This is a genomic window from Enterococcus pallens ATCC BAA-351 (assembly GCF_000407485.1).
Lineage (GTDB): Bacteria > Bacillota > Bacilli > Lactobacillales > Enterococcaceae > Enterococcus_A > Enterococcus_A pallens.
This window is the reverse complement of record NZ_ASWD01000002.1, coordinates 428,552-444,004: the sequence shown is the minus strand read 5'-3', so window position 1 is coordinate 444,004 and position 15,453 is coordinate 428,552. Positions and strand designations below refer to the sequence as shown.

12 protein-coding genes are annotated in these 15,453 nt (G+C 39.5%); 10 read left to right on the top strand and 2 right to left on the bottom strand.

Annotation, left to right across the window (positions count from 1 at the left end):
- The first annotated feature begins 33 nt into the window (after positions 1 to 33).
- The 6 genes from I588_RS08740 to I588_RS08715 all read left to right on the top strand — a co-directional run bounded on the left by I588_RS08740 (position 34) and on the right by I588_RS08715 (position 7,635).
- Positions 34 to 1,413: a glycoside-pentoside-hexuronide (GPH):cation symporter gene (locus I588_RS08740; RefSeq protein ID WP_010755401.1), complete on the top strand. Its 1,380-nt coding sequence runs from the start codon at positions 34 to 36 to the stop codon at positions 1,411 to 1,413.
- Between the two features lie 120 nt (positions 1,414 to 1,533).
- Entirely contained in the window at positions 1,534 to 2,607 is a 1,074-nt protein-coding gene (locus tag I588_RS08735) for a GntR family transcriptional regulator (RefSeq protein WP_010755402.1), read from the top strand.
- 151 nt (positions 2,608 to 2,758) lie between these two features.
- A complete protein-coding gene (locus tag I588_RS08730; RefSeq protein ID WP_034692338.1) occupies positions 2,759 to 4,348 on the top strand; it encodes a xylulokinase in 1,590 nt (529 codons plus the stop codon).
- Positions 4,349 to 4,360: 12 nt separating this feature from the next.
- On the top strand, positions 4,361 to 5,059 hold the full coding sequence (locus I588_RS08725; RefSeq protein ID WP_010755404.1) for an L-ribulose-5-phosphate 4-epimerase: 699 nt from the start codon (positions 4,361 to 4,363) through the stop codon (positions 5,057 to 5,059).
- Positions 5,060 to 5,095: 36 nt separating this feature from the next.
- Complete coding sequence (gene araA, locus I588_RS08720; RefSeq protein ID WP_010755405.1) at positions 5,096 to 6,520, top strand: L-arabinose isomerase; 1,425 nt, start codon at positions 5,096 to 5,098, stop codon at positions 6,518 to 6,520.
- A 56-nt stretch (positions 6,521 to 6,576) separates the two neighbouring features.
- Entirely contained in the window at positions 6,577 to 7,635 is a 1,059-nt protein-coding gene (locus I588_RS08715; protein ID WP_010755406.1) for an aldose epimerase family protein, read from the top strand.
- A 168-nt stretch (positions 7,636 to 7,803) separates the two neighbouring features.
- Here I588_RS08715 and I588_RS08710 read toward each other — a convergent pair whose 3' ends face one another.
- Positions 7,804 to 9,357, bottom strand: coding sequence for a response regulator transcription factor (locus I588_RS08710; protein ID WP_010755408.1), 1,554 nt, complete (start codon positions 9,355 to 9,357; stop codon positions 7,804 to 7,806).
- A gap of 10 nt (positions 9,358 to 9,367) precedes the next feature.
- Positions 9,368 to 11,026, bottom strand: a complete 1,659-nt coding sequence (locus I588_RS08705; protein ID WP_010755409.1) for a sensor histidine kinase — start codon at positions 11,024 to 11,026, stop codon at positions 9,368 to 9,370.
- A 214-nt stretch (positions 11,027 to 11,240) separates the two neighbouring features.
- Between I588_RS08705 and I588_RS08700 the strand changes: the two genes are divergently transcribed.
- From I588_RS08700 to I588_RS08685, 4 genes are all read left to right on the top strand, one after another.
- Positions 11,241 to 12,167, top strand: a complete 927-nt coding sequence (locus I588_RS08700; RefSeq protein WP_010755410.1) for an ABC transporter permease — start codon at positions 11,241 to 11,243, stop codon at positions 12,165 to 12,167.
- A gap of 18 nt (positions 12,168 to 12,185) precedes the next feature.
- Positions 12,186 to 13,100 carry a carbohydrate ABC transporter permease gene (locus I588_RS08695; protein ID WP_010755411.1) on the top strand — a complete coding sequence of 305 codons (915 nt, stop codon included), beginning with the start codon at positions 12,186 to 12,188 and terminating at the stop codon, positions 13,098 to 13,100.
- 21 nt (positions 13,101 to 13,121) lie between these two features.
- Entirely contained in the window at positions 13,122 to 14,690 is a 1,569-nt protein-coding gene (locus I588_RS08690; RefSeq protein ID WP_010755412.1) for a type 2 periplasmic-binding domain-containing protein, read from the top strand.
- A 74-nt stretch (positions 14,691 to 14,764) separates the two neighbouring features.
- Positions 14,765 to 15,403: a YesL family protein gene (locus I588_RS08685; RefSeq protein WP_010755413.1), complete on the top strand. Its 639-nt coding sequence runs from the start codon at positions 14,765 to 14,767 to the stop codon at positions 15,401 to 15,403.
- Positions 15,404 to 15,453 lie beyond the last annotated feature (50 nt).

Sequence of the window (15,453 nt, the reverse complement as noted above, 5' to 3'; positions counted from 1 at the left end):
CCTAATTACTTCAGATAAATGAGGGGAGAAATCATGGATCAAACAAAAATGAATGAATTGACAAAAACTAGACAAAAAGGTCTAAGCTTGAACAATCGATTAGCCTACGCTGGCACGGATGCAGCAGGTAACTTACTTTATTGCACATTAACTAGCTTTATCAATTTTTTTCACACAGATGTATTTGGGCTTTCAATCGGAACTGCGGCAACCATTGCTTTAATGGTCCGAATCATTAATACAGCAACAGTTCCGCTTTGGGGATTAGCCATTGATAAAACTAAATCAAAATATGGGAAAGCTCGTCCCTGGTTTGCCCGATTAGCGATTCCTTTTGGGGTGTTTATGGCGTTGACTTTTTTCACACCCGGATTGGATGGAACAGCTAAGGTTGCGTATGCCGCATTTACTTATTTAACAGCAAGTATTTTGTATACAGGAATTTCGACACCAATTACGGCGATCTTACCTAACTTAAGTAACGACTCACTTGAACGAACCAAATTAAATTCTTTTCGAATGATTGGCGGAAATGTTGGCTATTTTATTACAGCAACTTTCACCTTGACTTTAGTAACAATTTTAGGAGGAAACAATCGCCAGCAAGGCTTCTTTTTCACTGTAGCAATTTATGCTTTAGTTTCAGCAGTGATATTTTTCTACGCATTTAAAAATACAAAAGAAATTAATTCAGAAGGAGCAGGTAAAAGCTTACCTGTTCGAGAAAGCTTCAAAGCTTTAAGAGGCAATTGGCCTTGGGTTATTATTGTTTTAGCAAGTATGTGCTATTGGCTAGGAAACTCAACACGCACCTCTTCGTTGATTTATTATGCCCGCTATAATTTAGGTAACCAAAATTATGTGTCAGTGCTCAATGGACTTGTATTGACGCAAATGATTGGGGTTATCTGTATTCCTTTCTTGGTCAAGCATTTTTCTAAAACACAAACTATGATGATTGGAATGTTCACGGCAGCAGTTGGTCAAGTGCTGTTAGGTGTTGCTGGTGGCAATTTTCCAATGCTAGCAGCGATGTGGGTAGTAACTAGTATTGGAACAGGTATTGCCGTGTCTATGCCTTTTGCCATGCTTTCAGACACTGTGGACTATGGAGAATATAAAACAGGCATACGAGCCAGTGGGTTTCTAACAGCAGTCGGCAGTGCAGTAGGGCTGCAAATTGGAACTGGTTTGGGAGATTTTGTTCCTTTGAAATTGATGCAGCATTTTGGATACGTTGCGAATCAAGAACAGACTACAGCGGCTCTAAGTGCAATAAAATTTGCTTTTTCCTATCTGCCAGCAGTTTTCTTTATTAGTGGGGCATTGATTATTCTAACCTACTTTAAATATGAAAAAAATGAAGGAACTGTATTAAAGGAATTGGAATTAAGGAGAGAAAAAACACGATAATTGTAATGGAGAGAGACCTTAGAAAGAGGGCTCTCTTTTTTGTAGGCATTCCCTTTCACCGAGGAAGTATGCTACAATTAAAAAAATTGTTCGGACAAATTCTTAGGAAGGACTATCCACATGAGCAAAACAAAGTATCAAATTATTGCAGATGAACTAAAAGAAAAGATTTTCTCTGGTGATTATCCAGTAGGCACAACGATTCCTCCTGAATTGCAGCTGCAAAAGGATTATGATGTGAGTCGCCATACCGTTCGGCAGTCAATCGCCCAGCTGGTCAATGAAGGCTATTTAAGAAAAGAAAAGGGTTCAGGTACGTATGTTGACGATGCCTACAAAAGAAGTAAAGGTCCAACACCCAAAACAATCGGGGTAATTACTACTTACTTGTCTGATTATATCTTTCCTTCGATTATTCGCGGAATTGAGAAAACCTTAAGTGAGCATGGGTATTCTTTATTGCTGGCCAGCACCAACAATGATTATCAGCAGGAAAAGGCTTGTTTGGAGAAGATGATTCGTTATGGCGTGGACGGATTAATCGTCGAGCCAACCAAAAGCAATCAATACAATCCCAACCTTGCTTTGTATGTGCGGTTAAGGGAACAAGGAATCCCGATGGTAATGATTAATGCGGTATATGAAGAGCTGGAATCTGCATCCATTTGTGTGGATGATGTGAAGGTGGGTTTTTTAGCGGCAGAATATTTGATTCATCAGCAGCATGACAAGCTGCTGTTTGTGACCAAAATTGACGACCTGCAAGGGAAATATCGGATGAAAGGCTTTATTCAGGCCTGTGAGCAATACGACATTCAATTTGCCCCAGAGGATATCGTAACGTATACGACGGAAACCAGAAAGCAAGTACCGGACTTAGTAAAGTCCCGGTTAAAAGAAGCCCCGGAAATCACCGGAATAGTTTGTTACAATGATCAGATTGCAAGTTTACTGCTGGATCGTTTAGTGGAAGCTGGCTATCAAGTACCAGAACAAATTTCGATTATCGGCAATGATGATTCTTCGTTAAGTAAGGTTGGAGCAGTAAAGCTGTCCACTCTGATACATCCGAAGGAAAGAATGGGAAATGATGCAGCAAATTGGATTATTCAAGCCGTTGAAACTGGAAAATATGGAGAAAGTATTCTTTACGAACCTGAATTAGTAACCAGAGATTCTGTATTGAAAAAGTAAAAACTAACAGCCTGTAATGGGCTGTTTATTTTTTGTCTTTGTGTACGTACAAATTTAAATATTATTGTTGACATGTACGTACATGAATTATATACTGGGCTTATCAAATAGTGGAAATAAGGAGGCGATTCCTATTAAAAGCGAAGAAAAGATGGTTCAGACCAAGCTGGATATTATGGATGGACGGACAGCTTTGGGTATTGAGTTTGGGTCGACACGCATCAAGGCTGTGTTAATTGGATCGGATTTGACACCCGTTGCAGGTGGAAGCTATGAGTGGGAGAACAAGCTGGAAGAGGGCATCTGGACGTATTCATTAGAGGAAATTTGGAAGGGCTTACGCGTCAGCTATCGGAAAATGGCCGCAGAAGTGTTTGAAAAGTATGGTGAAACCTTAACTAAGATTGGCTCAATCGGTTTTAGCGCAATGATGCATGGCTACATGGCCTTCGATGAACAGGATGAGCTGCTGGTTCCCTTTAGAACTTGGCGCAACGCTATCACAAGTGAGGCAGAAGAAAAGCTGACCGCTGCTTTTCACTACAATATTCCTCAACGCTGGAGCATTGCTCATTTGTATCAGGCAATATTGAATCGTGAAGAGCATTTAGCAGAAATCACTTATTTTACCACCCTGGCAGGCTACATTCATTGGCAGTTGACCGGACAAAAAGTATTAGGTGTTGGTGATGCGTCTGGCATGTTCCCAATCAATAGTACGACCAAAAATTACGATCAGACGATGTTGAACATTTTCAAGGAGCTGGCTGAAAAGGAAGGCTTTACTAAAGAGCTGCAGGCGCTTTTGCCTAAGGTTCTGCTAGCTGGAGAAAATGCAGGTACTCTGACCCAAGAAGGCGCCTATTTGCTTGATCCGACAGGAACACTTCAGCCAGGAATTCCTCTTTGTCCACCTGAAGGCGATGCGGGAACCGGGATGGTTGCCACCAATAGTGTTGGTCAACGGACTGGAAATGTCTCGGCAGGCACGTCGGCTTTTGCCATGATCGTTTTGGAGGAAGAATTAAAGGAGGTTCATCCTGAGATTGACTTGGTGACCACACCTGCAGGCGATTTAGTAGCGATGGTTCACACCAACAATTGCTCCTCTGAAATTAATGCCTGGGTAAAAGTGTTCAAAGAATTTGCTGAAAGCTTGGGACTGGAAATTAGCGGAGAAAAGCTATATGACACGTTATTCACTAAAGCTTTAGAGGGCGCTCCTGACTGTGGCGGATTACTGTCTTATGGCTATTACTCTGGCGAAAATATTACCGGAGTTAATGAAGGCAGACCATTATTTGTTCGGACACCTGAGAGTGATTTTAGCTTAGCCAACTTCATGCGTCTGCACTTGTCTAGTGCGTTTGGTGCCATGCGCATCGGAATGGAAATTTTGAAAAAAGAACAAATTCAGATCGACAAATTAGTTGGTCATGGAGGAATATTCAAAACCCCTGAAGTTGGTCAGCGGATCTTAGCAGCAGCAATGGAAGCTCCTGTGACTGTGCTGGAAACAGCTGGTGAAGGCGGAGCTTGGGGGATCGCTTTGTTAGCTGCTTATCAAATGGAGGAAGAGTCATTATCTCTAGCTGAGTTCTTGGAGCAAAAGGTTTTTGCTGGAGATGAAGGCGTTACGATTATTCCCACCGAAGAGGATTTGCAAGGCTATGAACAATTTACTGAGCGCTATTTAAAAGGACTAACGATTGAAAAAGCTGCAATTGATGCGTTGAAATAAGGAGTGGATTAGATGCTGGAGCAATTAAAAGAAGAAGTTTTTCAAGCCAATTTAGAATTACCCAAGCAAGGTTTGATTAAGTACACCTGGGGAAACGTGAGTGCTTTTGATGCCGAAACAGGTTATTTTGTCATCAAACCAAGCGGAGTCAGCTATGAAGAGATGAAGGCTTCCGATATGGTGGTGGTAGATTTAGAGAATCAGGTGATTGAAGGAGAAATGAATCCTTCTTCGGATACAGCGACACACGCCGTTTTGTACAAAGCTTTTCCAGAAATTGGCGGGATTTGCCATACGCATTCTACGTGGGCAACGATTTGGGCGCAATCTGGTTTAGATTTGCCAGCGATGGGAACCACTCATGCGGACACTTTTTACGGCAGTGTTCCCTGTGCCCGATTTTTAACCCAACAAGAAATTGATGCTGGGTATGAATATGAGACAGGCAATGTCATTATAGAGACTTTTAAAGAAAGAGCAATCGATGTTATGGAGATTCCTGGTGTTCTACTGCATGGGCATGGACCCTTTACTTGGGGCAAGGATGCTAAAAGTGCCGTAATGAATGCGGTAGTGTTGGATGAGGTAGCAAAAATGAATTTGTTCACGCGCCAATTAAATAGCTACGCAGAGGAACTGCCGCAGCGGGTATTGGATAAACATTATTTACGAAAACATGGAAAAAACGCCTATTACGGGCAAGCAAAGTAAACAAGAAAAAATAATTAATTTAGAGGAGCGAATACAATGTTAGCAATCAGTAAAAAGGAATTTTGGTTTGTTGTAGGGTCACAGCACTTATATGGAGAAGAAGCGTTGCAAAACGTGAAAAGCAATGCAGAAACCATCGTCAAGGGCTTAAACGAAAGCGGCAAGATGCGCTATCCAATTGTATTAAAGGAACTAGCAGTAACAGCAGATACGATCACAAACATCATGAAGGAAGTTAACTATCGAGATGAGGTAGCTGGTGTTATCACTTGGATGCATACTTTCTCTCCAGCAAAAATGTGGATTCGTGGGACCAAGCTGCTGCAAAAGCCCTTACTGCATTTAGCGACTCAATTTAATGAAAGTATCCCTTGGGAAACAATTGATATGGACTTCATGAATTTAAACCAATCGGCTCATGGGGATCGTGAATATGGCTTCATCAATGCACGCTTGAAAAAGCAAAACCAAATCGTTGTTGGCTACTGGCAAACTGAAAGTGTCCAAGCCCAAATTGCTGACTGGATGGATGTTGCGGTGGCTTACAATGAAAGCTTTAATATTAAAGTCGCTCGCTTTGGTGACAATATGCGCAATGTAGCTGTGACAGAAGGCGACAAGGTAGAAGCTCAGATTCAATTTGGCTGGGTAGTGGATTATTTTGGAATCGGGGATTTAGTTCAATTTATTGATGCTGTGAAGGAAGAAGAAGTGGAAGCCTTATTTGCCGAATACAAAGAGCTTTATGATTTTGATTACGGTGATTATGATCATGAGACTTGGGAAGCTCATGTGAAGGTGCAGGCGAAACAGGAAATTGGCTTGCGACGCTTTTTAGAGGCAGGGAATTACAATGCCTTCAGTTCTAATTTTGAAGATTTGTACGGCATGCAGCAGCTGCCAGGCTTAGCCGTTCAACGATTAATGGCTGAAGGCTATGGATTCGCTGGAGAAGGCGACTGGAAAACAGCTGCCTTGGATCGGTTGTTGAAGGTGATGGCCAACAACGAAAACACTGGCTTCATGGAAGACTATACGTATGAATTAGCGGCTGGAAAAGAAGCAATTTTACAGTCTCATATGATGGAGGTTGATCCTACCTTAGCTGTTAACAAACCAAAAATTGTCGTTTCTCCATTATCAATGGGTGATCGTGAAGATCCTGCTCGATTAGTCTTTGATGGAAAAGCTGGAGATGGGGTCGTGGTTTCGATGGCCGACTTTGGTACGCACTACAAGCTGTTAATCAATGAAGTAGAAGCTTTTGAACCAACTGAGGAAGCACCAAACTTACCAGTGGCACGGGTATTATGGAAGGTGAAACCGAATTTCCATGATGGTGTCGGGGCATGGATTCGCACAGGTGGTGGACATCACACGGTCGTTTCATTGAATCTGACAACTGAACAAATTGAAGCTTGGGCGAAGCTGGTTGATTTAGAATACGTAACGATTAAATAAATTCCATGGATTGGCTTGGAAAGCTCCAGGCCAATCTATTCGTTTAGGAGGATAAAATGGAAAAGAGATTTTTTGGCTCACTACCTAATGGTGAAACAGCTTACCTGTTTGATTTTGAAAACACTTCAGGGATGAAAATGACTGTCAGCAATCTTGGGGCAACCCTGATCAATCTTTGGGTGCCAGATAAACAAGGCCATCTAAGAGATGTTGTTCTAGGCTATGACAACAGTGAGCAATACCTCAACAATACTAAGACCTTTTTTGGCGCAACCATTGGCCGCAATGCGAATCGAATTGCAAATTCCGCATTTGACCTAGCCGGAGAGAGACATCAGCTAGCCAAAAATGAAGGGGAAAACAATCTTCATAGTGGTCCAAATGGATTTCAATTACGGTTGTGGCAGGTTAAAACAATCGACGAAGCTGCTAATAAAATTATCTTTGAATTAAACAGTCCAGCTGGTGATCAAGGATTTCCCGGTACTTTGATTTGCAGCGTTGCTTACCAATTGAAAGTGGACAACTCTTTGAGTATCACTTTTTCAGGTGAAGCAGACGAGACAACGGTTTTCAATCCGACCAATCATAGCTATTTTAACTTGAACGGACACGATAGCGGATCTATTTTAAATCATGAGCTGCAATTAAATGCGAAGGAATATACGCCAGTACTGAATAGTGACTCGATTCCTACTGGTGAAATAGTCACAGTAAAAGACACGCCCTTTGACTTTACGCAAAAGAAAAAAATTGGCGCGGAAATTGATGCAGCCTGCCAGCAGCTGGAGTTTACCGGTGGATATGATCATAATTTTGTGTTGGACAAGCCTGCGGAAACCCTTGGAGAGGCGGGAATTCTGACCGGAGATAGCAGTGGAATTTCTATGGCGGTTTCTACCGATTTGCCTGGTATACAATTTTACTCAGGAAATTTTGTTGACAACGAACGTGGGAAACAAAATGTTTATTACCAATCTCGATCAGGGGTATGCCTGGAAACGCAGTATTTTCCAAATGCAGTTAAGGAACCAAATTTTGCTGCACCGATTTTGCCAGCGGATACACCGATTAGCTATCAGACAAGTTTCCGCTTTTTCTTAGAAGACAAATAAAAGGCTGCGAAATTGTTGTGGAGCAACTGAAAAGGCTAAGGAACTAAGCGCTATATGAAAATACGACCAAAAGAAACCTTTTTTTCTCTTGATCGTATTTTCTTTTTTAATTTGGAGTCTGAAAACATTATTAAATTAGCACTGCAGTTTTGAAAGGCTTTTTTACTTTTATGAAGGCTTTCCTTCATTCCTGAAATCTATGGGTGACATTCCTGTGGTCTTCTTAAAAACCTTTGAGAAATAAGAATAATTGTCATAGCCGATCTGACTAGCGATCAAGTAGACAGGGGTCTCGGTTTCCAGCAGCAGCTCTTTTCCTCTAGCTACTCTTTTTTCAGTTAAGTAATTAATCAAGGTGTCTCCAGTCTCTTTTTTAAATAATCGTGCCAAATAATCCGGACTTAAGAAAAAGTGTTCTGCTAATGTTTTTCGATTAATTTCTTCCGTGTAGTGGCGATCAATATAATCAAGTAATAACTGAGCGATGGATTGCTTTGATTCAAGAAAGTCCACTTGATCTTTAGCAGTTTGAATGTAATAAGAAACGTAACGAACAAATGCCTCAATGGAGTTATAGCTTCGTTGAATCAAAAAATCATGCTTCGGATTTTGAAATAGCTTATGTGCTAAAATTTCTTTTTGATCTAAATAAATGCCTATTTTTTGAATCAAATCTGGGCGCAAGCTTTTTAGGATAGTCATAGCAATGACGTCTTTTTTTTCGTAGCGACCTATTTCTTTTTGAATTAGTTCCTCAAGTGATTCAGAACTGGAAGTCAAAAAGTTAGAAAAATTCAGTTTAAGAACTTCATGATCTGGTAAAGGATAGCTATTCTTACTAATGAAATAGAGCTGATCATTATGCCCACAAAAATCTTGGATAAAATGATATATCTGATGGGTATTTACCAAGATATTCTCCATTGAAGAAAGCTCACCTACGACAAATTGATTCGTTTTGTTCAGCTTATCCGTCACGAGATCATGTAGGACAGATACCTGCAGTTTCGAAAACTCAGCTGGTGAAGTTTTTAGTAAACAAAAATATTTATCCGAGTAATTGTCTATTTTAAAAGAAGTGACCAAAGACAAGGATGTCAATTCAGCTGTAGCAGTAACAAGAGTTTCTCGCAGTAGTTTGCTCCAAGAGTGATTTTCGATAGCGGTATCTTGTTCCAAGAGATCCAGAGTTATCACCGCTGGTAGAAGCTTTTCGTCTTTTGATACTGAGACTTTTTTGCTAGCCGCCTCAAACAAAAACTCAGCTTCTCTTTGGAGAGTGGATTTACGTAAATAATCAAACCAGAAGGAATCCTCAATTAAACTATGGCTCTTTTGCTGGAAAGCTTCTTGTTTGATGCGTTTTAGCACCTTTCTAATGATTAATTCCAACTTATCAAATTCAATTGGTTTTAAAAAATATTCAAAGCTTTGCAATTCGATAGCTTTTTGAGCGTAATTGAAATCGGCATAGTTTGTAAGAAAGATTGCTTGGAGATGATAGTTTTCTTGCCTAATCCAAGCTAATAATTGCAGACCGCTTCCTTGAGGCATCTCAATATCACTAATCAGCAGGTCAATGTGATGTTCTTTAATGATTCCTTGTGCTTGGCGCATATTGTAGGCGGAGAAGACGGTTTCTATTCCTAAGTCCTCCCAATCAATTTTTTCTTGAAGAGCCTGAATAATGTAACGATCGTCATCTACAATTAAAGTGTTCATAGGGCCTCCTTTAAGCTAGCTCAATAGGCAAAATTAAGTGAATACTTGCTCCTTGATCGAGCCTATTGCTTAATAGTAGTTGATAGTTTTCAGAATACAATAAATCTAAGCGCTCGAAAGTATTGGTCAATCCTACATGTTTCCCTTCTTCGGTAACTAAAGATACCCGAGCACGAAGCTTGCTTAATTCTTCTTCTAGGAACCCAGGACCATTATCCTCGATGATAATACGATAAAATTCGAGGGAATCAGGTGCATAATCTATTTCCATAGATATGACTAGATTCGTATCGACAGAAAAGCAATGCTTAAAAATATTCTCAATAAAGGTCTGTAAAATCAGCGGTGGAATTAAAACATTTTCCAACTGAGGATTCACCTTAAGATTGAATTGAAAGCTGTCACCGTAGCGTAGCTTCTGAATGTCAAGATAGTCATGAATATGATTCAGCTCTCCCTTTAATGAAATAAAGTCCTGATTAGTTTGAAAAAGGTAACGGAAATAGTTAGAAGTAGAAAGAGTCAGTTGTTCAATCTCATGATAATGCTGAGTTTGCATCATACTATGAATCATAGTCAAAATATTGAGATAGAAATGGGGCCGAATTTGGTTACGTAAATGATTCATTTCGATTCTCTTTTGTTTTAGCTCGGCTTCGTAAACATTGATTCGCAGTGTTTGCATTTCTTTTACCATATGACTGATTTGATCATTGGCATGATCGATTTCAATCACACCCTCCTCATTAAACAAAACAGGCTGTCCCTCGGATGCTTGACTGAGTCGAACTGTCAAACGCTTCACAGGCCGTATAACTTTTTTTTGGATATAAATCAGCAAAACCAGTGAACATATACAAATGAACAAAGGGATCAGCAGCATAACTAGCTGTAGTGCCACCATGTTCCGGAAGGCACCTTGATAATCGACAGTTATATAGAGGTTAAAAGGTAGATTCGTCTGATTCTTTTTGGCGACTAAAAGATGTTGATTCGAAAAAGGAGCATTTAATTTTGCAGAAGTTTCTTTATTTTCTATCAAGGATAACGTGCCTTTCTTGCCAATGTCAATTTGCCTCAGCGGTTTCAAAAGATCCTCAGAAGAAACCACAGCATGTAGCGCTTTGTTTTCATAGATAACGGTTTTGTACATGTAGTCGTTTTTTCCAATTTGTATTGGCAGCCAAGCATCTGCTGCAGTAGTTTCTTGCTGTTTTTCTTCATTAAAAAATTTTTTTAGAAAAAGATAGTCAGAATAGGGAATATAAGTCTGAGAAGCATTAGTAAAAATGCCTTTTTCCTTATTTTGAATTAAGAATGTGTAATCCACTCGATTGTAGTACTTAAAATCATTGAAACGAATTCGGGTTTTATCTAAAGCCTCTTTATAATTTTGGGTATTTTCGCTATTGTTCAAAGCATCAATTGTTTCATCATGAAGCACAGACCAATACATAAAACGATCCACAGCAACCAATTCTTTACTTAGCGAGCCAGCAAAAATATTGATTGTGTTAGAAATGTGATTTAGATTTTGTTTCTTGATGGTGGTCAAACTTAAGTAGCTTAGAAAAAGGTTGATTCCCATAATAAGTATCAGTAACAATACCAAAATCTTCGCAAAAAAATCAATTGAATGTCCAGACTTGGTTAATTTGATTTTTTCCATTTTCCCCACCTCTCTTCCATTATACACAAATTGAATCAAGGGACTTTGCATAATTCCGACCTGTTTTTATAAACAAGTCGGAATTGTGCAATAGATTTCATTTTTTTGCTTGTAATCGGATTCAATTAGTCGGAATAATACATGGAAACGTTCTCAAATGGCTTATCTATTTTTTCAGTGAGACCCTATAATAATAAATGAAAGGGGAATTCATATGGAAAAACCACGAGTAACAACACGCTTTTTTGGGGATAGATTTAAACGTAGTGTTCCATTGTATGGTTTAATGCTGCCAGCGGTTATTCTGCTGCTTGTCTTTTCATACATACCTATGGCTGGATTAATCCTTGCTTTTAAAGACTATTCACCTTCGTTAGGAGTTTTTGGCAGTCCGTGGGTGGGATTTAAACATTTCATTCAGTTTTTTAGCTCGTATCAATTTGGAATTACCATGAGAAACACCTTAAAAATTTCACTGTATAGTATTTTAATTGGCTTTCCTTTACCCATTCTATTAGCACTTATTTGTAATCAGATTCGGGTAGAGAAGTTTAAAAAGTTTTTTCAGGTAACTACGTATTTACCACACTTTATCTCCACAATGGTGATGTGTGGGATGCTAATTTTATTCTTTTCTCCCAGCAGTGGTTTGATTGCCAATTTTTTAGGCTTATTCGGAATTGATATGCCGGCTTTATTATCAAAACCGGGAAGCTTTGCGGGTGTATACGCTTGGAGTGATGTGTGGCAGCATGTTGGCTGGGACAGTATTATTTATTTAGCCGCTCTTTCAGCGATTGATCCAACCTATTATGAAGCTGCTACTATGGATGGAGCTTCACGTTTACAAAAAATAAGACATATCGATATGCCGCTACTTTTACCAACGACAATGATTTTACTCATTTTGAGAGCGGGCAGCCTGTTAAGTGTTGGGTTTGAAAAGGTCCTGCTTTTACAAAATCCGTTAAATTTAGCTGGAAGTGAGATTATTTCTACCTATGTATATAAAGTCGGGATGCTCAATTTTCAATACAGTTACTCAACGGCAATCAGCTTATTTAATACAGTAGTAAATATTGTTATTTTGTTGTTCGTCAATTGGTTTTCCCGTCGAACCACTAAAACAGGATTATTTTAATAGTAGGAGGAAAAAACTATGGAAGCAGCCCCTTTAAAGGAGAAAGAAAAAATTCGTAAAAAAGCATCCTCAGAAATAGTTTTCGATGTATTTATCTATGGATTGGCTATTCTGTTAATGTTATTGATTATCTATCCCTTATGGTTTGTCATTATTGCCTCATTTAGTAACCCGGCAGATGTTGCCAACGGGACTGTCTGGCTTTGGCCGCGAGAGTGGCACTTGGAGGGGTATCAAAAATTATTTGAGCAAAACTTGTTTTGGCGTAGCTATTTGAATACCGTTTTGTATACTGTAGTTGGAACAGGCTTTGCATTAATCGTAAATATTCCAGCTGCTTATGCGTTATCAAGGAAAGATTTGTTAGGTCGAAAATGGCTGTCGCTCCTCTTTATTATTCCGATGTTTGTTTCGGGAGGATTAATTCCTACCTATTTAACAGTAAAAGGTGTTGGCTTAGTGGATTCTTTTTGGGTGATGGTTATTCCTTTTGCTGTCTCAACCTATAACATCATTGTGGCACGTACCTTTTTCTCTAATAGTATTCCTGATGGTTTGTGGGAAGCTGCTCAAATTGACGGCTGCAGTACGATTCGTTACTTTTTCAGTATGGTGCTGCCTCTTTCTAAAGCGATTTTAGCAGTAATTGGTTTATGGACCGCGGTTGGAATCTGGAACTCTTGGTTTAATGCATTAATCTATTTGACCGACGAAAAGCTGCAACCGCTTCAGCTGATTTTAAGAAGACTGCTGATCAGCAATCAGATGTTACAAAGTCAAGCATCCGGCGAAATGGCTACACAATTGAGAGCAACAGCAGACATGATGAAATATGCGGCAATCGTTGTTTCAACCGCACCAATCATGATGTTGTATCCATTTTTACAAAAATATTTCAATCAAGGCGTCATGATTGGCGCACTCAAAGAATAAAACTAACAGGAGGAAAAGAAGATGAAACAAAATAAATGGGGTTGTCTGCTGTTATCCACACTGGCAATTAGTTTGTTGACTGCCTGCAGTAGTTCAGACAAGAGTAAATCAAGTCAAGCCAACGCTGATAAAGCAGATTATAAAATTACCACTGTTCGCTGGAGCGACTGGGGAGATGACTTTACTAAAGGTTTTATGGAAGAATCACAGGAAGCAGCTGGTATTACGATTGACTGGGATATCCATGTAGCTTCTGACTGGGGAGATAAGAAATCTGTTCTAATGGCTAGTGGCGACTTGCCAGACGCATTCTTAGGCTCGAATTCCTTCAATGATGCGGAGCTAGCCCAGAATCAGGCAGTTTTCATTCCCTTAGAAGATTTGATTGAAGAAAACATGCCTAATTTGACAGCAGCAATGAAAAAAGATCCTAAGCTAAAAGCTCAAGTATCTTCACCTGATGGGCACATTTACAGCTTACCACGAAAACTTCCAATGCGTCCATTGTCTGGAAATCAATTATTTATTAACCAAACCTGGTTGGATAATTTAGGTCTGGAGATGCCTGATACCTATGAAGATTTTATCAAGGTTTTAACAGCCTTTAAGGAAGAAGATGCAAACGGAAATGGCGATCCAGACGATGAAATTCCTTATAGCTCAGGTAATTTTAGCGAAACCTTCTCGTTCATTTTACCCTTTGATAATCGACTAGGTGCTGATAATACGTATGAAATGTCGTTAAAAGACGGTAAGCCAGTTTATCTTCGAACAGAAGAAAGCTACAAAGAAGGGATTGCATGGATGCATGAAGCTTATAAAAATGGATTGATCGATACTGAATTATATACCCACGATGAATCAATGGCTTCATCTAAACGGATGGATAAAAAGGCTGCACGGGTAGGCGTTTCCTCAGGTTGGACTGCTGATGCGGTGTTTGGAGTGAATGCAGATGAGTATGTGGCCATGAAGCCGCTGAAAGGACCTGACGGAGAACGTTACATCATTTCGGATCCAGACCATTACAACTACGGGCGTAACGAATTTATGGTTACTACCAGCTGTGAAGATCCAGCTAAACTGCTGAGGTGGGCAGATCAACTGTATACTGACGATGCCAGTATCCAAAATTTTTATGGTTCATTTGGTGTCGGAACTGAAAAAGATGGTGATCGGTATAAGGTGTTGCCGCCACAGGACAATAAAGCAGCGGACGAGTGGGCTTGGATTCATTCTTTACGAGATTTTGGACCTAAGTATTCTGATGATACGCTAAATGAACGAGTAGACATTGACCGTACACAAGGAGATGGTTTGAAGCTAGAATTAGATAAGGAAATTAATCAATATGCTAAACCAGCCTTTCCAAATGTCAACTACTCTCAAGAAGAATTAACTCAGCTGTCTTCTATCTATGTAGATCTTGACCCGTATGTAAAACAAATGGCTTCAAAATGGGTCGTTGAAGGTGGAATTGAAAAAGAGTGGGACGGTTATATTAAACAGCTGGAATCTATGGGGCTAAAAGATTTTAACAAAATTCAACGTGATGCTTATGAAAGATATGAAGAATTAGTTGAGGAATAAAAAGATGGTTGAAGCTGACGGAATTAGTCAGCTTTAACTTACTAGTTAAGTTATGTGAGAGGAGCTTGTACTAGATGAAAGAGATATTTAGCCTGGAAAGTTCAATTATGAGGACTTTAGCCAAGGTAACTGATCTGTTTTTACTGAATGTACTGTTTATTGTGACAAGTTTGCCAATTATTACGATTGGCGCATCAATTACTAGTTTGAATACCAGTTGGCAAAGAATGTTACGGGGAAATGATTCAGAAATCGTATTTAATTATTTACGACTGTTTAAAGCTAATTTTGCCCGCTCGACACTTCTTTGGATCGGTTTGGTACTTTTTGGAGGCTTTTTTTCATTAGATTTTCTATTAATCAGCCAGCAAGATAGTCCGATAAATTATTTTGGAATGCTGCTCCTAGCCCCTTTTGTCATTGCCTGGTTATTACTAATGTCAGTGGTCTTTGCCTATCAAGGCAGGTATGAAGATCAATTGCTGCGCAGCTTGAAAAATAGTTTATTGATTGCCTTAAGTACACCAGTACAAGCATTACTGCTGATCATTTTAAATGTTGGGGCAATTTACTTCAGTATCAGCACGCCTGAGCGGTTGATGACAGCAATCTATCTTTATACCTTTGGAGGTTTCTCTCTATTAGCTTTGCTAAACAGTCTCATTGTAAAGAAAATGTTTCAACAGATTGAAAATCGACTGGCTATTGGTTAGAAAGCTTTCAAAAAGTAACAAATAGCTAATGACTTGACTAAGGAGTAAGA

What these genes read in the sequence shown, in the direction of transcription:
- I588_RS08725 (WP_010755404.1), top strand. Translation starts at nt 4,361, where the DNA reads ATGCTGGAGCAATTAAAAGAAGAAGTTTTTCAAGCCAATTTAGAATTA.
- I588_RS08690 (WP_010755412.1), top strand. Translation starts at nt 13,122, where the DNA reads ATGAAACAAAATAAATGGGGTTGTCTGCTGTTATCCACACTGGCAATT.
- araA (WP_010755405.1), top strand. Translation starts at nt 5,096, where the DNA reads ATGTTAGCAATCAGTAAAAAGGAATTTTGGTTTGTTGTAGGGTCACAG.
- I588_RS08685 (WP_010755413.1), top strand. Translation starts at nt 14,765, where the DNA reads ATGAAAGAGATATTTAGCCTGGAAAGTTCAATTATGAGGACTTTAGCC.
- I588_RS08705 (WP_010755409.1), bottom strand. Translation starts at nt 11,026, where the DNA reads ATGGAAAAAATCAAATTAACCAAGTCTGGACATTCAATTGATTTTTTT.
- I588_RS08730 (WP_034692338.1), top strand. Translation starts at nt 2,759, where the DNA reads ATGGTTCAGACCAAGCTGGATATTATGGATGGACGGACAGCTTTGGGT.
- I588_RS08735 (WP_010755402.1), top strand. Translation starts at nt 1,534, where the DNA reads ATGAGCAAAACAAAGTATCAAATTATTGCAGATGAACTAAAAGAAAAG.
- I588_RS08710 (WP_010755408.1), bottom strand. Translation starts at nt 9,357, where the DNA reads ATGAACACTTTAATTGTAGATGACGATCGTTACATTATTCAGGCTCTT.
- I588_RS08700 (WP_010755410.1), top strand. Translation starts at nt 11,241, where the DNA reads ATGGAAAAACCACGAGTAACAACACGCTTTTTTGGGGATAGATTTAAA.
- I588_RS08715 (WP_010755406.1), top strand. Translation starts at nt 6,577, where the DNA reads ATGGAAAAGAGATTTTTTGGCTCACTACCTAATGGTGAAACAGCTTAC.
- I588_RS08695 (WP_010755411.1), top strand. Translation starts at nt 12,186, where the DNA reads ATGGAAGCAGCCCCTTTAAAGGAGAAAGAAAAAATTCGTAAAAAAGCA.
- I588_RS08740 (WP_010755401.1), top strand. Translation starts at nt 34, where the DNA reads ATGGATCAAACAAAAATGAATGAATTGACAAAAACTAGACAAAAAGGT.